This is a genomic window from Ferruginibacter paludis (genome assembly GCF_030409685.1).
GTDB classification, from domain to species: domain Bacteria; phylum Bacteroidota; class Bacteroidia; order Chitinophagales; family Chitinophagaceae; genus Ferruginibacter; species Ferruginibacter paludis.
The window spans coordinates 148,464-168,380 of the sequence record NZ_JAUFQJ010000002.1 but is presented as its reverse complement, the minus strand read 5'-3'; the positions used below and the strand labels follow the sequence as shown (position 1 = coordinate 168,380).

Annotated in this window: 17 protein-coding genes; 13 read left to right on the top strand and 4 right to left on the bottom strand. The window is 41.8% G+C overall.

Features of this window, described 5'->3' with window-relative positions:
* Positions 1 to 108: 108 nt before the first annotated feature.
* Positions 109 to 1,497, bottom strand: a complete 1,389-nt coding sequence (locus tag QWZ08_RS02715; RefSeq protein WP_290335660.1) for a methyltransferase RsmF C-terminal domain-like protein — start codon at positions 1,495 to 1,497, stop codon at positions 109 to 111.
* Between the two features lie 313 nt (positions 1,498 to 1,810).
* Here QWZ08_RS02715 and QWZ08_RS02710 point away from each other — a divergent pair, with 313 nt between their 5' ends.
* The 3 genes from QWZ08_RS02710 to QWZ08_RS02700 all read left to right on the top strand — a co-directional run bounded on the left by QWZ08_RS02710 (position 1,811) and on the right by QWZ08_RS02700 (position 5,436).
* Positions 1,811 to 4,729, top strand: coding sequence for an FAD-binding and (Fe-S)-binding domain-containing protein (locus QWZ08_RS02710; protein ID WP_290335659.1), 2,919 nt, complete (start codon positions 1,811 to 1,813; stop codon positions 4,727 to 4,729).
* A gap of 163 nt (positions 4,730 to 4,892) precedes the next feature.
* Positions 4,893 to 5,144: a type II toxin-antitoxin system ParD family antitoxin gene (locus QWZ08_RS02705; RefSeq protein ID WP_290335658.1), complete on the top strand. Its 252-nt coding sequence runs from the start codon at positions 4,893 to 4,895 to the stop codon at positions 5,142 to 5,144.
* Entirely contained in the window at positions 5,137 to 5,436 is a 300-nt protein-coding gene (locus QWZ08_RS02700; protein WP_290335657.1) for a type II toxin-antitoxin system RelE/ParE family toxin, read from the top strand. Before QWZ08_RS02705 ends, QWZ08_RS02700 begins: the two co-directional genes overlap by 8 nt.
* Positions 5,437 to 5,575: 139 nt before the next feature.
* On the opposite strand, the gene QWZ08_RS02695 is transcribed toward QWZ08_RS02700, so the two are convergent.
* On the bottom strand, positions 5,576 to 6,460 hold the full coding sequence (locus QWZ08_RS02695) for a winged helix-turn-helix domain-containing protein (protein WP_290335656.1): 885 nt from the start codon (positions 6,458 to 6,460) through the stop codon (positions 5,576 to 5,578).
* Between the two features lie 146 nt (positions 6,461 to 6,606).
* Here QWZ08_RS02695 and QWZ08_RS02690 point away from each other — a divergent pair, with 146 nt between their 5' ends.
* From QWZ08_RS02690 to QWZ08_RS02660, 7 genes are all read left to right on the top strand, one after another.
* Positions 6,607 to 7,671, top strand: coding sequence for a WD40/YVTN/BNR-like repeat-containing protein (locus QWZ08_RS02690; RefSeq protein WP_290335655.1), 1,065 nt, complete (start codon positions 6,607 to 6,609; stop codon positions 7,669 to 7,671).
* A gap of 25 nt (positions 7,672 to 7,696) precedes the next feature.
* The gene (locus QWZ08_RS02685) at positions 7,697 to 8,719 is read left to right on the top strand and encodes a sialidase family protein (protein ID WP_290335654.1); all 1,023 of its coding nucleotides are present in this window, start codon (positions 7,697 to 7,699) and stop codon (positions 8,717 to 8,719) included.
* 309 nt (positions 8,720 to 9,028) lie between these two features.
* The gene (locus QWZ08_RS02680; protein ID WP_290335653.1) at positions 9,029 to 9,943 is read left to right on the top strand and encodes an NHL repeat-containing protein; all 915 of its coding nucleotides are present in this window, start codon (positions 9,029 to 9,031) and stop codon (positions 9,941 to 9,943) included.
* Positions 9,944 to 10,410: 467 nt separating this feature from the next.
* Positions 10,411 to 11,178 carry a HEAT repeat domain-containing protein gene (locus QWZ08_RS02675; RefSeq protein WP_290335652.1) on the top strand — a complete coding sequence of 256 codons (768 nt, stop codon included), beginning with the start codon at positions 10,411 to 10,413 and terminating at the stop codon, positions 11,176 to 11,178.
* Positions 11,179 to 11,393: 215 nt separating this feature from the next.
* Complete coding sequence (locus QWZ08_RS02670; RefSeq protein ID WP_290335651.1) at positions 11,394 to 12,017, top strand: hypothetical protein; 624 nt, start codon at positions 11,394 to 11,396, stop codon at positions 12,015 to 12,017.
* 598 nt (positions 12,018 to 12,615) lie between these two features.
* Entirely contained in the window at positions 12,616 to 13,308 is a 693-nt protein-coding gene (locus QWZ08_RS02665) for a DUF4145 domain-containing protein (RefSeq protein ID WP_290335650.1), read from the top strand.
* Positions 13,309 to 13,319: 11 nt separating this feature from the next.
* On the top strand, positions 13,320 to 14,051 hold the full coding sequence (locus QWZ08_RS02660) for a hypothetical protein (protein ID WP_290335649.1): 732 nt from the start codon (positions 13,320 to 13,322) through the stop codon (positions 14,049 to 14,051).
* Between the two features lie 135 nt (positions 14,052 to 14,186).
* Here the strand turns inward: QWZ08_RS02660 and QWZ08_RS02655 are convergent, their stop codons facing one another.
* A complete protein-coding gene (locus QWZ08_RS02655) occupies positions 14,187 to 14,936 on the bottom strand; it encodes a toll/interleukin-1 receptor domain-containing protein (RefSeq protein ID WP_290335648.1) in 750 nt (249 codons plus the stop codon).
* A 626-nt stretch (positions 14,937 to 15,562) separates the two neighbouring features.
* Between QWZ08_RS02655 and QWZ08_RS02650 the strand changes: the two genes are divergently transcribed.
* Together QWZ08_RS02650 and QWZ08_RS02645 are read left to right on the top strand one after the other, a co-directional pair.
* Positions 15,563 to 15,808: a MoaD/ThiS family protein gene (locus QWZ08_RS02650; protein WP_290335647.1), complete on the top strand. Its 246-nt coding sequence runs from the start codon at positions 15,563 to 15,565 to the stop codon at positions 15,806 to 15,808.
* A gap of 15 nt (positions 15,809 to 15,823) precedes the next feature.
* The gene (locus tag QWZ08_RS02645; RefSeq protein ID WP_290335646.1) at positions 15,824 to 16,906 is read left to right on the top strand and encodes a WD40/YVTN/BNR-like repeat-containing protein; all 1,083 of its coding nucleotides are present in this window, start codon (positions 15,824 to 15,826) and stop codon (positions 16,904 to 16,906) included.
* Between the two features lie 10 nt (positions 16,907 to 16,916).
* Here the strand turns inward: QWZ08_RS02645 and moeB are convergent, their stop codons facing one another.
* Positions 16,917 to 18,041, bottom strand: coding sequence for a HesA/MoeB/ThiF family protein (moeB, locus tag QWZ08_RS02640; RefSeq protein WP_290335645.1), 1,125 nt, complete (start codon positions 18,039 to 18,041; stop codon positions 16,917 to 16,919).
* Positions 18,042 to 18,435: 394 nt separating this feature from the next.
* Here moeB and QWZ08_RS02635 point away from each other — a divergent pair, with 394 nt between their 5' ends.
* Positions 18,436 to 19,482, top strand: a complete 1,047-nt coding sequence (locus QWZ08_RS02635) for an NAD(P)-dependent alcohol dehydrogenase (RefSeq protein ID WP_290335644.1) — start codon at positions 18,436 to 18,438, stop codon at positions 19,480 to 19,482.
* Positions 19,483 to 19,917: the final 435 nt, after the last annotated feature.

The following is a 19,917-nucleotide window of genomic DNA, read 5'->3' as shown; positions in this document are numbered from 1 at the left end:
GTTGCAAAGATGGGAAAATAAGTTGGTTAACAATTATTCCCGAAACTGTTAAATTAGTTTAACAAGCTGTTATAACCACTGATTAAACTATATTTTTTTGTTTTTATTTTACTTATTTAAAATGCGCCAGTTGGCAGGGTAATAATTATTGATGCGGTTAGGCAAAATTTTTATCCAGCCCAACGGCAATTGCTGGTGTGTCAGCAGCGCCCAGCCTTTTAAGTCAGTGGCCAATTTTATTTCCTGTTTACGCAGGTATTGCAGGGCGGTGGCTTTATCAACTTCAATCGCATGGATCGTTTTGCTGATACAGTTACTCAATGCCAGTTCATGATCCGGTACCAGTTCGTTACGGATGATAGTACCCATTTTTACACCGGCCTTTTTTATATACAGGCTATGCTGGATGGTAGCCAGTTCATTTTCCAAATGCGCAGGCAACGCAATGGTTTCATCCTGTTGTTTGATAAAGAAAAATGATTCATTTGTTGTCAGATACGGTTGCACAATATCAATCTCCTTAGCCGCGAGCCGCTCTGATTTGGTCTTGTATTTATTGCTTTGCCAAACCGGCGCAACCTTTTCTCCCTTAGTAAACGCGGCAATAAAAAAACCTTCGCCCTTTACTTTATCCGGGTAAAAACGATAGCCATACCCTTGGTGTTTGGGTGACCTTGTTTCAACAATCCCCCATTCCGGTTGCGTTGGTATTGCTACCGGTATTAAATGGCATTCCTCCACCAGCCAGTCGGCAATGGTTTCATCTTCGCTTTCCGAATAAGAACAGGTGGAATAAATTAAACTGCCCCCTTCTTTTAACGCAGGCAGTACATCCGCCAAAATTCGTTGCTGGCGCTGACTGCACATGGTTACATTTTGCGGACTCCATTCTTTTACCAGGTCAGCATCTCTTCTAAACAAACCACTGCCGCTACAGGGTGCATCCACTACAATTACATCAAAATAATTTTCCAGTCGCGGAAAATCTTTGGGATCATTGTTGGTGACCACCACATTGGCAGCGCCCCATTTTGTAATGTTTTCTGCCAGCACATTCACCCGGGTTTTAATCACTTCGTTGCTCACCAGCAAACTTGTATTACTGATAAGCGATTGCAGCAAAGTTGATTTACCGCCCGGTGCAGCGCAGAGGTCCAACACCTTAATGGATTGAGTAAGATCGGTTGTCTGACGTAGCACCTGTTCCAAAAACATGCTGCTGGCTTCCTGCACATAATAAGCACCGGCATGAAAAACAGGATCCAATGTAAATGATGGCCGCTGTGATAAATAATACCCATCCGTGCTCCAGGGCACATTGCCCGCAACCGCAGCATCGGCAAAAGCAAGTTCAGCAACAGCAGGTATTTTACGGTTGTTCAACCGTACAGAAATCACCTGTTCGCCGGAACAATGTATGTTTTCAAAAGCTGTGCGGTCATAACCAGGCAAGCCCTCCAGCGATTCCAGCAGTAATTGAGGTAGATAACACTCCATAGTTCTCAAAATTAATACAATGGAACGCTGATAACACCAATCGAACGGATTTTAATTGCTGCTTTGCAGCAATGCGTAGTAGCCTTGATAATACGGATCAAATTAATTAAAACTAATTTTTATCCGGGCATTGATAACGGACCAACGCATTGTATTTTATCAGCATAAAATTACTCAATAAGCATTTTCGCTGTTCCTTCCCCATCCGGACTCTATCATTATCAGCATCCTATATATATCCGTGTTAGTCCGCTCAATCGGTGTTATCAGTGTTCTATAAAAAAACTAATTTTGCGGCAAAGCAACATTTTTAATGAAGGAAAAACTACAGGAACTGGCCGGATTGCTGGAAGGAGATTTTTTTACAGATGATACCATGCGGATATTGTACGCCACGGACGCTTCAGCTTACCGCGAAATGCCGCTGGCAGTTGCCATTCCCAAAACTACAGACGATATTAAAAAGCTTATTCAGTTTGCACACAATAATCATACGTCCATCATTCCACGTACGGCCGGCACTTCGCTTGCCGGCCAGGTAGTGGGCAACGGCATCATTGCAGATGTGTCGAAAAATTTCACACAAATTCTTGAACTCAATACAAAAGAAAACTGGGTACGGGTGCAACCCGGCGTAATCCGTGATGAACTAAACATGTTTTTAAAACCCTACGGCTTATTCTTTGGCCCCGAAACTTCCACCGCCAACCGGGCCATGATCGGCGGTATGGTGGGCAACAATTCCTGCGGCAGCAACTCGGTGGTATACCGCAGCACAAGAGAACATTTGCTGGAAGTAAAAGCCATTTTAAGTGATGGCACAGAAGCTGAATTTAAAACGCTGAGCAATGATGACTTCCATGCCAAATGCGAACTCAATACATTGGAAGGAAAAATCTATAATAATATCCGCGGCATATTAAGCAATTACGATAACCAGCAGGAAATAAGAAAACAGTTTCCCAAAAAATCAGTCGAGCGCCGCAACACCGGTTACGCCATTGATCTGCTGCTGGAAAAATCGCCCTTCGTCGCCGGCATGCCCGATTTTAATTTTTGTGATCTCATCGCCGGGTCTGAAGGTACGCTGGCTTTTCTCACCGAAATAAAACTGAATGTTGTACCGCTGCCACCCAAAGAAACGGGGCTGCTTTGTGTACATTTTAACAGCATTGATGAAAGTTTGCGGGCCAATTTAATTGCGCTCAAATACAAGCCCAGCGCCAGCGAGCTGATAGATCATTATATTTTAGAATGTACCAAAGACAATATTGAACAAAGCAAAAACCGCTTTTTTGTACAGGGCGATCCCGGTGCTATTCTGGTGGTGGAGTTTGTAAAAAATACCCGCGAAGAAATAACCGACATCTGCAATAAAGTAGAAGCCGATATGCGTGCGGCCGGACTCGGTTATCATTTCCCCTTGCTGTTTGGCAACGACACCAAAAAAATATGGACGCTGCGCAAAGCGGGCTTAGGATTGCTCGGCAATTTACCCGGTGATGAAAAAGCCGTTCCGGTGATTGAAGACACCGCAGTTGATGTAGAAGACCTGCCCGCTTATATCCGGGAGTTCAACGAAATATTGGTGAAGTACGATTTGCATGCCGTGCATTATGCGCATGCCGGTTCAGGCGAAATACATTTGCGCCCTATCATCAATTTAAAAACCGAAGAAGGCAACCACCTGTTTAAATCCATTGCACAGGAAATTGCCACGCTCGTAAAAAAATACGATGGCTCCTTAAGCGGCGAACATGGCGATGGCCGTTTAAGAGGTGAGTTTATTGAACAGATGGTGGGGCCTAAAAATTACCAGTTGTTAAAGCAGGTAAAAAACACCTGGGACCCGCAGCATATTTTTAACCCCAATAAAATTGTAGATACCCCGCCCATGAACAGCATGCTGCGCTACACACCGGGGCAGCAAACACCCAAGTTCAATACCATCTTTCGCTACCACAACCAGGATGTATTGCAACACGCCGAACAATGCAATGGCAGCGGCGATTGCCGTAAAACCCATTTAAGCGGCGGCAGCATGTGCCCTTCGTTTATGGCTACGCGGAACGAAAAAGATACTACCCGTGCCCGGGCCAATATATTGCGGGAGTTTTTAACCAACTCCACCAAAGTAAACCGGTTTAACCATAAAGAAATTTATGAAGTGATGGATCTTTGCCTCAGTTGCAAAGCCTGTAAATCGGAGTGCCCCAGCAATGTGGACGTAGCCAAACTAAAAGCAGAATTTTTACAGCAGTATTACGACACCAACGGTGTGCCTTTCCGAAGTAAGCTCATTGCCAACTTTACAAAGTCGGCCCAACTGGGTGCGCTGGTACCGGGACTGTACAATTTTGCCATGACCAACAAACCCATCAGCAACCTCATTAAAAAATTAAGTGGGTTTGCAGTTAAAAGGTCCATGCCATTGATGTACACAACCACGTTACAAAACTGGCAAAGGAAGCGCCGCAACACCTCTTCCGGAGATGGAGGTAGGACTGTTTATTTGTTTTGTGATGAGTTTACTAATTATAACGATACCTCAATTGGTATAAAAGCAATCCTGTTGCTGGAAAAATTGGGGTACAACGTTATTATCCCCCAACACCTGGAGAGTGGCAGAACCTGGCTCAGCAAGGGGTTAATCAGGAAGGCAAAAGAAATTGTGAATAAAAATATTGTGGCGTTAAAAGATGTTATCAATGACACAACGCCACTGCTTGGCGTTGAGCCCAGCGCCATCCTTACTTTCAGGGATGAATACATTGACCTGGCAAATGATGACCTGCTGGAAGCCGCGAAAAAACTAAGTAAAAACGTTTTTATCATCGACGAATTTATTGCCGCTGAAATAAAAAGAGGCCACATTTCCGCAGACCAGTTTACTACTGATGAAAAACAGATTCTGCTGCATGGCCATTGCCAGCAAAAATCATTGTCATCCGTTAGTTACTCTGCCGACATGCTATCACTGCCAAAAAATTACACCGTACAAACTATCCCCAGCGGTTGCTGCGGTATGGCTGGTAGTTTCGGGTACGAAAAAGAACATTACGATTTGTCTATGCAGATTGGCGAGTTGGTATTATTCCCGGCTGTACGCAATAAAAAATCCGACAGCGTTATTGTAGCCGCTCCCGGCACCAGCTGCCGCCACCAGATAAAAGACGGCACCCAGGTACACGCCAAACACCCGGTAGAAATTTTGTACGAGGCGCTGATCTAATACAACATTCCGGATTGTTGTATTTGCATTTTTAAAATAAATGTTGGTGCGGCAAGGGGGTAGCATTGGTGCATATTGATGATCGCACGAATGAGTCTATCCGGTCGGTTGACAAAATTTGAAAAATTACCAAAAATTGGTAACTTTATTCAAATTTCAGCCAATGGGACGTAATACATCCATTTCATTAGGAAATCACTTTGAGGATTTCGTTGACGATAAAGTTTCAACAGGAAGATTTAAGAATGCCAGTGAAGTGATCAGGGCAGGGCTTCGATTGCTTGAAGAAGAAGAATCTAAAATAGTCGCTCTCAAAAAAGCCATAGAAGAGGGTATTGAAAGTGGCGTAGCCAAAAACTTTGACCCCAAAAAGCATCTTGAAAAATTAAAAGCTGCCAGAAGAAAAAATGGCTAGTTACATACTTTCAAACAAAGCAGTCCAGGACTTATCTGCAATATGGGAATATACTGTAGATACCTGGTCAGAAAGGCAAGCTGATAAATATTACTTCATGCTTTTAGAGTCTTGCCAGGAGTTGGCAGACGGTACAGTGAGAGGCAAAAATTATCCTGAAATTGATATTGAAATATTTGGATTCATAGCCGGACAACATGTATTATTCTACAGAAAGCTTAGTGCTGCCAAAATTGAAATAGTCAGGATTTTACATGGCAGAATGGATCTTAAACACAGGATACAACAGTAAAACCACCGCTAACATGAATTGGCAGAAGCAGGGCTGGGCAATGATAATTCGGGTCAGTAGACAACCAATCATAACAGTTGACAAAGAATGAATCATACGCCTGATTTGTTATACGCTTTACCCGCTTTTTGCCTGGCATCTACTCAATAATAAACTTGTACCCCTTACCATGTACGTTAATAAATTTAAGGGAGTTATCGTCGCTTAATTTCTTGCGTAATTTAGATACCAGTACATCCACATTTCTACTGATTACTACGATGCCTTCATCTTCCCAGATTTCTTTCATCAGCTTTTCCCTTGCTACAATTTGATTTACATTTTCTGCAAATATTTTTAGTGCTTTTGTTTCTTTTTCCGAAAGCGGAATAGTTGTATGCTCCCTTTTAAGCACATGATCAGCTGTGTAAAATTGAAAGCTTCCTAATGGTATATAATCATTGTTACCGGATATTGATTCTTGCTCATCTTTATCTTCGTTCTCTTCCTTTTCTACTTTTTTCCGAAAGGTATTGTTCACATAAAAACCAAGAACACTCAAAGGGATCAACAGCAACAACCAAAAGAAATTAAACTGCTCTTTTTTCAACAAATCAATTTCAATAACATAACAACCAACCTCCAGTGTACGACCCCTGCAGGGAGTTAAATCGCCGGTATGGCTATTTATTTCGAATGCAAAAACCGTTTCATTTTGTTTACAATTCCTCAGATTCACTATATAGTCTTTTGCCAGCGCATTTTTTTGAAACGTTCGCTGAACCAAATTGATGAGCGAATCTGAAATAAAACCAACCTCATTTTGAAAGGAAATTTGGTAAGTGTGTTCATTTATTTTCTTAACCGGCAGCACCCGGGAGGAAGAATCTTTAGCTGAAAGCAACAACTCGTGCCCGATATCACGTAATACCACTTCCAGGTGATTTGCGGGAATGTCATTTTTCTGATTGCTAAATGCAACAGCAGCAATCAAAACAGCAATTACCATCACGGATGACCCGACCAGCATAAATGACTTCTTCATGTGTGCAAATTACTCTATACACCGCAGTTTTTACGTGGTTTTACAAACGTTTTACACATCCTTTACAAGTTTTTACTATTAAAAAGCTGCAGGCTAATTGCCAACCGGTAGCTTTACTTTATTGTTTCACCCAATCAATTATGGTCATGAAAATTTATAGCCTTGCTTTTTTACTCCTTTTTCAATTTCCTTTTGTATTTCCAATCCCGGACGATCAGCCAATACAAAAAACAGATAAGGCTGCAACTGCAAACATCGTTTTTAAATCTGCAGATGGCGGACAATCATGGCAGGATATCAGCAAGGGGCTACCTGAAAATTCAGCCCAAAGTGGTTTCTTTGCAAATGAAAGCGGGCTTTGGTTACGTGCCGGGAAAGGCACCTATCATAGTAACCCAAATTCCACCACTCCTTTCTGGCAAAAAGAGATTTTCCCTGATAACTGGAGCAGCATTGCCCCTGGTAAAAACGGGATGTTTGCGTATAATTACTGGGGGCAGATTGTACAAAAAATAAGCGGAACAAGTGTATGGTCACCTGTGTACACAAATTTTCAAGGGAATATACGCACGGTTTTTGAAACTGCCGGAGGCGCTATTTTCATAGGCTCCGACAACGGCCTTTATAAATCTACTGACAATGGAAAAACCTGGAAACAGGTGCATGCCGGAGGCTGGGTAATTAAAATGGTAGAATCAAGCGGTGTATTAGTGGCCACCAGCATGAGCGGGATCATACGATCAACCGATAATGGTGAACACTGGTCGGTGGTGATCAGCGAGGGTGGCGTGGGCATTGATGTAGCCCGCATCCAGGGTGGATTCGCTGCCATTACCTACAGTACCGCCGCAAAGACCCGGAGAATACGAACGTCCTATGACGGCGGTAAAACCTGGCAGCCCATTGATGCTGGATTCCCGGGGCAAGCTATTATCGACTCACCGTGGTCGTTCACTAATATCGGCAATCCGGCACAAGGCACTGACTCAGCCTGGCATGCTAAAGAAGCCGACCCTCCGGCGCCAGAGTACAAAACTTCCATTATCCAGGTGGGTGAAAACTTCTTTTGTGGTCATACTGACGGCATTTACAAATCCTCCAACAAGGGAAAAACATGGAAACTGGTGCTTCCTGCTGATAAAGGGAAGATGTTTATTTTATCTGTCTCCGGCAACGTGATTTATGGTATACAGACGGAGTCACATTGTTAAAAATCTTTTACGCTCAATTAAAAAAATGAAAAGATTATTTGTGTTTGTGCCGGCCATACTGCTGGTATTATTCCTGGTAAATTCTTTTGTACTAAAACAAAAAGAAGCGGACGAGAAAACAAGCATTGTTTTCAAATCTACAGACGGCGGACAATCATGGCAGGACATCAGTAAAGGGCTGCCGGAAAATTTGCAGAAAGATAGTATCCGGGGAAATAGCTTCTTTCTAAATGATAAAGGGCTGTTTCTAAAGGTTGGAAACGGATTCTATCTCAGTACACCAAATGCCACCGCTCCGTTTTGGACCAAAGAAATTTTACACGGCGAAGCTACCAGCATTGCCCCCGATAAGTCCGGTATAGTTGCCTGCAAGTACTGGACCGTCAATGTGAAAAAAACAAACGGAACGAGTGTATGGTCGCCGGTATTCGACACTTTTCAAATACCGGTAGTACGCAGCGCTTTTGAAACTGCCGGAGGTACCATTTTCATCGGCACACAAAAAGGCTTTTTTAAAACCGATAACAATGGAGCAACCTGGAAACAGGTGTATGCAGGAACGCTGGTGGGGCATATGGCAGAGGCGGATGGCATACTGCTGGCAACCAATTGGAGAAAGATAATAAGATCGACCAATAATGGTGAAAACTGGGCGCCGGTGATCAGTGATAGCAGTGAGGTTTGGGATGTAAAACAGATCAACGGTGGATTCGCTGCTATGATTTCTACTTCAGCCTCGAATCCCAGGGGGATAAAAACATCCTATGATGGCGGTAAAACCTGGCAGCCCAATAATGCAGGCAACAAAGTTGTTATTGATTCAATAGGACGCACCTGGAATGATCACCCAACTTTGAAAGCCTTCATGCCTTATATTTTCCAGGTTGGTGAAAACTTAGTTTGTACTCATCGTGATGGCATTTTCAAATCATCAGACAAGGGAAAAACATGGAAATTATTACTTCCTTCAGTAGACGGTAAGGTCTTCAATTTATTTGTTTCAGGCAACGTGATCTATGCCATCATACCCGGCAAGGGTGGATGTTGAAATTCAAATTAACCTTCACGCATTGTTTAAAATTACCGCAGGTGGCGGATATGATTAGTTTTGCACAAGCTGAAATCAAAATGAAATGACTACCTGGGGCATTAACAAACTAATTTACTCCCTGCTGTTAGCTTCAGCTGTTTTCACTTACTGTAACGGACAAACCAACACACCATCATTAGTTGGCAACACTTGAGCCTTTGCCTACGTTTTTTGCTACCCTGATCCCAGGAGTGGCGGCAAGCCTGAGGCTGTATCCCCGATACACCATTTCGTAATAAATCTGAAATATTTCGTACATTCAGGAACATGAAAAGGGCCAGATTAATACTCGCAACGGTATTATTACAAATTGGATTTTCCCATGCCGTGTCAGCACATCCCGGTTCAGGTATTGTTGTAGATAAATATGGCAATGTTTATTTTATACATTCAAAAACCGGGGTTGTAAAAATCTCCACTGACGGCGAAATCACTTACATCCATAAAGCAACTGACGGACATTGGATGTGCCTGGATGAACAAGGACTTTTTTCAAAAACAAAACCAACGTATTTTGAAAGAATCACGCCTGATGGAATAAAGCCTGCAATTTTGTATGCCGGTGGCGGCTCCCCGATAGCAATGGGCAGCGATGGAAATTTTTATTATTGTGGTGGGCAAAAAGGTGATAAACAACCGGGAGCAAAAACACTCATTCGGGAGACGCCCTCTAAACAGCAAACAGTTGTTAGTGCTGCGCTTGAAAAAATATTAAATGAACTCAATGATGGTATTACAGGCCTGGCAGCTGCACCGGATAGTTCTTTGTATGTGGCCTGCTGGAATTCTTTATTGAAAGTTACCATGGATGGCCGCGTTACAACAATCGCTCACCCGGTTGATGTACGTGATTGTGACGAAGACCCGGCAGACCATAACCGGGCTAACCGGGGAATGCCTCTTCTGAGAGGGATTGCTGTTGGTTCAGATGGGCTTGTTTACATTGCAGCAACGAGTTGCCATTGTGTATTAAAGATAGCTGCCGGCAGAACAGTACAAACAATTTTAAAAGCTGACCGCCCCTGGTCACCTACCGGAGTTGCCATACATAACGGAGATATTTATGTGCTGGAATACACCAATGCCAACGGACCTGCCACTGAAGGATGGTTCCCCCGTGTAAGAAAAATCAGCAAAGATGGAAAGGTGACAACCATTGCAGATCTTTCGGTAAAAAAATAAATGGGCAACCAGCAAGCGCCTGGCCCTGGCTGTGCAGGACAATGAAGCCCCCACCCGGTAATTTTGCGAAGGTTGGCAACCCCTGCAGAGATAGTAGTACACGCCAACACCCGGCTGCAATTTTTAGGAATCATTGGTATAACACAACGTTCCGGCTTGTTGTATTTGCACTGCATGAGTAAAAATTATGGTCCGGGCGAAGCAGCAGCATTGTGGTACATCGTTGCGTCGCCCTCTTGTGCTTTTATATCTTTTGGGAGCGCCTTTTCGGTTGTTGGTTTCTTATGGTTATCTGAAAATTTTCCGCTTTATTATTAATCATTAAGTTGTATTTGTGCTACTCTAAACATTACAAGTTACTTTGTGTAATGAGCTTAAAAAAATTTGTGGCAAATTATTTTAAATATAAAGTAGCGTATATTTAGCGTAAATGCACAGGTTAGTGGCAACTTTATTGACACACTTCTATGTTCAACATATTTAGGCGCAAAGAAAATAAGCAGGACAGTAAACCGCTGACATTAGCGGAAAAATTAGCAATCGCCCGGCAACAGCTCATTTCTGATTTGGAGAAAAATGGAATGGAGTTTTTAATATCTAAAATGGCAAGCAATGACGAATATTCCGAGCTAATTTTGGAGAGACGAAAAACCGACATGAGTTATAGCAGCGAAGACAGTGTATCATGGTATGCATATCGGCAGTCGGATAAACTGAATTCTCAAGAAAACAAAAAAGAGCTGTTGGAATTGCTTGCAAACGAGAAATACACTGCCTTCAAAAAATATATTTATTGTTGCCTTTCAAGTATTTGCTCTAATACGAATGACAAAGACCTTTTTAATTATCTGGTTGAAAAAGTTCAACAGGAAGACGATGAAAGTGTAAAGGTTTCCATTTTATCGAGACTTAGAAATGTAATAAAAGATTCAAGCTATAACATTGAACCAATCAAAATACTTGTTAAGGAGGGAACGCATGACGAGAGCCATGCGGCAATCAAAGCACTATCAAACACAAATGACCCAGACGTGGAAGACATATTGCTAGACGAATTCAAAATTACCAGCACACACATGAAAGGAATGATTTGTGGACCACTCTCAACAGTTGGGACATTAAAATCAATTCCCATTTTAAAAGAAGCGTATAAAAAAACAAGAGACAGTTTTTTGAGAATGGTTATCGACGATGCAGTTTATAAAATTGAAGCTCGTGACCAAAGCTGCCACTAACAGGTTTTGTGCAATCTGGGTATGACGTTGAAACAATCATCGGTAGTGCATATCCAAGCTTCATATTCGGCGGAGGCAAATCTGCCGGGCAGTAGTTCTGAACTTCGGCTTTTAGTTATAAATTTAGCTTCAGTTCAGGGTGGGTATTTGGTCAATTCGCAGACTGTACATAGCCTCGAACGTTGGTAGTAATTTAAAGACCCCAACTTTCCAAAATGAAAATAGACCACAGTCAAGGTTGGACGGAAGCAGTCATAGATTCAAAATGTTCAATAGATAAGTTTTATAAAATTGCTGAGATTCTTAAAACAACCTTAGGTATTTTTTTTAGTAATAAACTTAGTGACACAGAATCACATTATTGGGATTTTACCTACAAGGCGAGAGAACTTACTTTGCGCTATAACACCTATACTGGCATTTCCATTTTTCCTAAATCCTTGAAAAATTCTACTGAATCAGATTCTTTAGTTTTATTAGACGTATACAATACTCTATCTGATAATTTCAAACTATTTGACACTGCGGATAATTTTGTAGCTAGATATTTCGACCCTGAGCCGATTCAATGGGGGCTTCGTGGCGACCCTCATTTGTGGAGAGATATGAAACAAAAAACGGAATCAGCAAATATTCCCACAACAGCAAATGAGTTAGAAAAGTTATTGCATAAACTATTTAAAAATTTGGTTGGCGAACCTCCGCAAAAAGGTAAATTTATTCACGTAGAAAAATATGAGACCATTGGCATGTCTAGGGGAATGATATGTTCGGACTTTTGGCTTGACAAAGGGTTTTCGCTAATCATCCAACGATACATTGAAAGTGAATTACGGTAGACGACGTAATAGAACTATTGCCACCCTCTTGCGGAAGGCTCTGCCCTGTTGCAATTCGTTACTGCTCTTTCGCTAAATTAAAGCAAAGCAAAAAATAACAACCGTTGCGAATCATCGCAGGAAAAAATTTGGTAACCGGCCATTTGCAAATCTTGCCGGCTAATTAAACAATCCTGCATAAGAGGTGACACCTTTTTGAAAGTGTCTGCCAAATTGAATGCGCCTGCGAGAACTGTTATTGCTTTCAGCATGAAAGGGCCTACGAAAGGTGTCACCTCTTGCGGAGGTACCCGGTAGAAATTTTGTACGAGGCATTGGTATAACACAACGCTCTGGCTTGTTGTATTTGCACTATAAAGCTAAAAATGATGGCTCGGGCAAAGCGGCAGCTTTGGGGAGTTCCTTTTCGGTTGTTAATTTTTAAAATTTATTTGAACTTTTTTTCTTTATGCGAGCAATTTGTATTTGTGCTATGCCAATACTATCAATTAGTGTTCGCAATGATTTATAAGTCAATTTGTAGCAATTTTTTTTATATGGAAAGAGGTGTATATTTAGTGTAAATACGCGGTTTAAAGAAAGCTAAAAGAAATATCACATGGGTAAACTTACAAAAGAGAAAATACTCAGTACTATTCAGATGATTAAGGAAGCTGCATATAGTTTGACATATTCTGACGGGACATCGGTTTTATCAAAAACAAAACCTCCAAAATCTCAAATTATTTCGAGCAGTAAGGTAGATGAATTATGTTCCTTGACTTTCTCTATATTGACGAAAGTTTATGGGCAAACAAGTGAACATATCCAAAATTTTCGAAAACAACTTTCTGATTATTACAATCCTAGAATAAATTCTGACTACGATGACGTGCTCTTAATTTGCATTGGTAAACTTGATTTTTTGAAATCAGAAATTGAGCTTGATATTTTAACTTCAATCGAAAATGAAATAACTGGAGAAGTTTATGGAGACTTATTAGTAATGGCTAGGGAAGCCATTGAAAACTCTGCAAAAGACACAGCCGCAGTTTTGGGATGTGCTGCTTTAGAGGATGCGCTTAAAAGAATTGCCAAAACTAATAACCTTGAAACTGATGACAAAAGCATGTCAGAAATAGTAAACTCACTAAAAAGTATAGGGCTAATCAAAGGTATTCAGGCTACACTTTTAACTTCCTTTGTTAAATTGAGGAACAAGGCATTTCACGCCGAGTGGACAAAATTAGATACTGCAGATGTGAAAAGTCTTATTGGTTTTACAGAAGAATTTATAATTACACATTTCTAAAAGCCTGCCTGATGCAAATTCTATCCCTAATCTTGCAATTCTTTATCATTATAACGGGGTTATTTCTAGCTTTTGTTTTTAAAAATTACTACCCAAAATATTTTGAGGAGAAGGGGAAAAATCTTGCCACCAAACAAGATATAGGCGAAATCACTGAAATTGTTGAAGGTATAAAAGTTAATCTAGTAAAGGAGACCGAATTTTTAAAGTCTCAACTTGCCCTAAATAATCAAAACAAATTCAGTATCAAATCAGCCGAAAGAGAAGCATTATTTTCAATTAACGATAAATATTCCGGCTGGATATATTCGATAATGAGATTTAATTTTTCTACATATTCTGAAGACAATTATGAGAAACTCGACTCAGTTTCAGAAAAATTTGATGAAAAACAGTATGAGCTTGATATGGCCCAATCCCGTTTGCATTTGTTTATGCATGATCAGCCGGTCTTGGAGGTCATTAAGAATTTATCAATCGCAACAGTTGCGCTTGAAACACTTGTCAATTCTTATGCACTTAGAATAAAATACCTTTTTATTCAACATAATATTAAATTCAAGGTAGCCCAACTACCAGAACAACTAACGTTAAAGCAAGACCTTTATAAGGATCAAATGGAAATTTTAGAAGAATTCGGGAAAGAAAAAATAGAAGCTTTTAAGGAGGTCCATCATATGTATGTTGAATTAAAAAAACTCATAAAACAACGAATTGACAAAATAAATGAAGATGAAAACTAACGCCGGCGCAACCTGGCACAGCAAACGAACATCCGCAGTCCTTTTTCTAATCGGTAGTGTTTTCGTTAAGCCATTTCCAGCCTTCATTCGTTAGATAAGCTCATTAAATTTGAAAAAATTAGCAGCTTTTTATGTCTATTTGATTATTCCCTTATCGACTATATATTTGATTCCTAGTTGAGTTAGTTTGTAATAATTAGCCGAACGAGACGATGTATGATAATAAATCAAGTTTAGGTTTTGCATCTCTGTCAATATATGCTGCAGCATTAATCTGGATATTTGGAACTTAGATAAAATATCATCGAAGTATAAATGTTCATTTTCTTTCTCGTACTCAATCGCGAAATATGCCATTATATTCTTAATTGGATCGTGCTTAACTTCTGGAGGTTTAGCATCGATTCTCTCAAATGGATTATTGCCGACAGGTGGTTTTATAAAAAGCGGCGATTTATGAATTGCTCGGATAAGATTATCATAAGCTAACTCAAACTCATCTTGTTTTGAAAAATCTATATACATTTTAGACGTTAAGAAGGTTGGCACCATTTTTTCGCCTGACTGCCGCACGATAGGAATGACTTTTGTTTCATTTATTGATCTCATTAATGTAGCCGTAATAATCATCTTTTCATACCCTACTCCGCCCGTACCCATGTTAGCCTTTTCTACATAATTACGTGTGCAAACCATTACTATATAATCGGCGTTAGCTAAATTTTGTTCCATATAGTGTGGGATATCACTCCCAGCACCAAGTTCCCATTGATCTAATATTGCATCAATTCCGTTTGTTCTCAATCTTGTCGCTAATTCCAGAACCCATTTCTTGTGTTCTAACGTGTCATGAGAATATGAAAGAAATACTTTTGGAATATCCATTATTTTGAAAAGTTATCATGCAAGATAATAAATGTGTTTTATGAAAATTTTTATAATAAAACATTGTACAATTTCGTCGGTGTTCGTGTTCACGTTTGCCGCCATTGGTATTTTGTTCCTCTTGCATAGGGTATTGGTGTAGTTAATTTTGCCTTGGCAATTCTTGTGCCTTTTGCAAACGATAGGCAATAAAAAACACCCAAGTACAAGCTTTTGCATAAGAGGAGACACCTTTTAGGCCCAATCGCTAGATAAAAATAAATTGGTGTATTTAGTTTACTATAAATGATGATTGCACCGGGAAGGGTTATACTGCTATACTTTGAACGTTAATAATTTTGTGACTGATGAGTTTACCATCTGGCGCAGGGCTCTGCCCTGTAGCCCACCGTTACTACACCCTCGGTATCTTAGTACAAACCCAAAATGATATCATCCCTGCCCGTTCGGTCATGTGGGCCTTCAGGATTTTAAAATCACAACAGGTTACTTGTTAATAAAAAATAAACACCAATCTAAGGACTATATAAAAACAATAACAGCCATATACTCCTTCTCTCCGATTTTTATTATCTTAGAAACCTCATCCTGTAATTGCGATGCCAACGATTAAATTCACTTACGCTTTGAAAAGGTTTTTCCCGGAACTGAAAGCCATACCGGCGGCGGGGAAATCATTTCCGGAAATTTTTACGGAACTGGATCAACAGTATCCGGGCATCTCTTCCTATATCCTGGATGAACAGGGCAGCCTGCGTAAACACGTCAACATTTTTATTGACGGTAAAATGATCACCGATCGTAAGCAACTAAGCGATGCGTTTACCAGCGGAAGCGAGATTTATATTATGCAGGCATTATCAGGTGGATAAACATAAAACAGTGATATGAAATCAACATTGCTTCTTGGTACCCGTAAGGGTTTGATCGCTTACCATTTTAACAACGGTGCATGGTCGGCAGAAAATACTTCTTTTGAAGGCATCCCGGTTTCCATTGCCTATGCCGATGAAAGAACAGGCGCCTGGTGGGCCTGCCAGGATCATGGCCACTGGGGCGTAAAACTGCATCGTTCGGCCGACAGGGGAAAAACATGGGAAGAAATAACAGCCCCGGCCTACCCCAAAGGAGCAGAGCTAAAAGATGGTGCGCCGGCAACTACCCGGTATATCTGGGCCATGGCGCATGGCGGCAAAAAATTTCCGCAGCGTTTGTGGCTCGGTACCGACCCGGGCGGATTGTTTATCAGCGAAGATGGTGGCAACAGTTTTGAACTCGTGGAATCCTTATGGAACCACCCTACCCGCAAGGAAGGATGGTTTGGCGGTGGCCGCGATCAGCCCGGCATTCATTCTATTGTGGTTGATCCGCGGGATGAGAATCATGTACACATTGCCATCAGTTGCGCCGGCGTGTTTGAAACATTTGATGCGGGGAAGACGTGGGACATCCGGAATAAAGGAATGAAAGCAGAGTTTCTGCCAAACCCCGATGCGGAAACAGGATACGATCCACATATATTGGTAGCGGCGCCTTCCAGCCACGATATATTGTGGCAGCAAAATCATTGCGGTATTTACCGTTCACCCGATGCAGGAAAAAACTGGACAGAGATAAGCGAAAACGGAGGACCTGCTTATTTTGGTTTTGCCATTGCCGTTGCGGAAGACAATGCGGACCAGGCATGGGTGGCGCCCGCCAGCAGCGATATGACCCGTACGGCCATTAAAGGATCGCTTTGTATTTGCAGAACAGATGACGGCGGTAAAACCTGGAAAACACAGCGGAACGGATTGCCGCAGCAAAATTGTTTTGATATTGTATATCGCCATTGCCTTGCATCGTCGGGCGATGCGGTTGCCTTTGGTACTACAACGGGTAATTTATTTTTTTCGCCCGACCGCGGTGACAACTGGCAGACAGTGAATAATTATTTACCGATGGTATACTCCGTTCAATTTACTGATTAGTCGGTTGGCTTTATAGAACTTGTTGCTGTTTTTTCCACTGCACAATGCCACCTTTTAAACTGTAAATCTTTTTTGTATTGCCGAAAATACCTGCTAAGGTGTTGGCTGCCTGCAAACTTCTTTTACCACTCTGGCAAAACAACAGGACGGTATCTGATTGAATCAAATCCGTTTGATTGGCCAACTGCCCGAGCGGAATTTTTATCGTCGCAAATTCAGTCACCACCGGCATTTCACCGGGTTCACGAACATCTACAATGGTGGCCGTTTTTTCGTTGGCAAGCAGGTCGTTGAATGTGTGGACGTCTATTTCCAGTTCGGAATGCGGGGCAGCGCAAAGCCATATATAATCCGTTTTTAAGAATGCTTCTTTATCCCCCGGTATCAATGAACGGGTGTTGTTACCTGCCGCTAATTTCATGGTGTACACCTGGTTGTTCAAAGCATTATAAATAAGCAACTGACCGGCCAGCAACTCTCCCAGGCCGGTGATCATTTTGATTGTTTCATTGGCCATGAACCCACCTATGATACCCGGCAAAACGCCCAGCACACCCGCTTCCGCACAATTCAGTACTTCACCCTCTTTGGGTGGATGAGGAAAAATATCGCGGTAATTAATTTTCTCCTCATTTTTTTTTGAGGGATAATTGAATACAGCAGCCTGTCCTTCAAATTGCGAAATGGCGCCATACACAAGCGGTTTATCCAGCAACACACAGGCATCGTTGATCATGTAACGGGTGGCAAAATTATCCGTGCCATCAACGATAATATCAAATGCATCCATTAAGCCGAGTGCATTGTCTGTGGAGAGTCGTGTATTGTGCGCAATGATGTTAATATCAGGATTTAGCCCGCTCAATACCCTTGCTGCTGTTTCCGCTTTTGAGGTCCCGATATCTGCCACTGCATACAACACCTGGCGGTGCAAATTGCTTAGCGCCACCACATCATCATCCACAATACCAATGGTGCCTACCCCGGCGGCGGCCAGGTATTGCAATACCGGGCAACCCAATCCACCCGCGCCGATCACCAATACTTTTGCCTGCAACAGATTTTGCTGGCCTTGTTCACCCAGTTCCGGCAATATTACCTGGCGCTGGTATCGTTCATATACTTGACTGTTCATTGGCGTTGTTTACTCAAAATTAGGATTTGCTGAAATGGCAGCAGATATCCTTTGTCCTTTTTTATTCAGGTAATTTGTAACAATTGAACAAATGGGTAAAATTTTCTTTGACATGGCGGATTTACGGCAGCTTGACGTACTCAGCAATTCGTGCGCCTTTGCAAATATTCAACATCAAAATTTTAAAACTGACAATCCGAAGCGTTGCGTAACCAAAAAAAGGAATAAGATGTATCTAAAAAGCAGCTGGCAAACTGGCTATTGCATTTGTAAATGAAAAGAGGTAGATTTAAACTAACTTAATAAAGTAACCATTGTAGCTGCCCTTATAATGCTGCTTTCATTAATGAACTGGTCCGCCCGCATCTAACCAATCACCTTAAAATTTACTTGTATGATTTCCACCAAAGCCTACGCGGCACAGGCTGCCGCAGCAACCTTAACTCCTTATAATTTCGAAAGAAGAGATCCGGGCCCGCACGATGTGCTGATTGATATTTTGTTTTGCGGGGTTTGCCACACCGACATCCATTTTATTAACAATGACTGGGGCTTTTCTATTTACCCCATGGTTCCGGGGCATGAAATTGTGGGCCGGGTTACCGCTGTTGGCGACCATGTAAAGAAATTTAAAGCTGGCGATATGGCCGGTGTGGGTTGCCTGGTGGATAGCTGCCGGGAATGTGATTATTGCAATGAGGGCCTGGAGCAATATTGCCAGGGCGGTAACGTATTCACCTACAGCGGCCTTGAAAAAGACGGCAAAACAGTTACGCAGGGCGGCTACTCCAACAAGATTGTGGTGGACGAAAGATTTGTTTTAAAAGTATCAGAAAAACTGTCGCCTGCACATGCAGCACCGCTGCTTTGTGCTGGTATTACAACGTACTCACCATTGCGCCACTGGAAGGTGGGCAAAGGGCACAAGATAGGTATCATCGGTCTGGGCGGATTGGGGCACATGGCGATTAAATTTGCCGCTTCTTTTGGAGCAGAGGTTACGGTATTGAGTACATCGCCCAATAAAAAAGACGATGCCCTAAAATTAGGGGCGCATAATTTTGTTGTTACCAAAGATGAAGAACAGGTAAAAGCAGTTGCCAGTACATTTGATTTTATATTGGACACCTTGTCTGCCAGTCATGATTACAATATGTATGTTGGCATGCTGAAAGTAGATGGCACACTGATCTGTGTAGGGCTTCCTCCCGAGCCCATCAACACGCCGGCGTTCAACCTTGTATTTGCCCGTAAATGTATAGCCGGTTCACTAATCGGTGGATTGCCGGAAACACAGGAGATGCTGGACTATTGCGCAGCACACAATATCGTGTCGGATGTTGAAATCATTCCGATTCAAAAAATACAGGAGGCGTACGAAAGGATGCTGAAGAGCGATATCAAATATCGCTTTGTAATTGATATGGCATCGCTGGGATAAACGCGACCTTCATTTTGAAAGCCGGTCATTTAAAGAGTCATGATATAAACGCTGCCTGCTGTAGTTTTGTTTCCTGCGGCAGACAGCGTTTATACCATTTGATTGAGTCTCCATGCGAATGATGGTTCAATCGCTACAATGTGGACCCACCCGGCGAAGCCTGTTCGTAAACCAGCATCTGATTAAAAACAACTGGATAATCGATCAACACCTTATGCAAATGCGACGACACTACCTTTTCCTTTTCACCCTATTGATTTGCACTGTCGTAACTGCTCAACCAGGTAATACACACCCGTTAAACCCACGCGGATGCTGAACCCAATTATGATGATCACCCGGTGGCTGGTTCAGCCAGTTACTAAGCATCTTATGTCGAAAAAATAAATGAGGTTTTCAGAAAGTTCCTGATAGCCTGTAAGCAAAAAATCAATA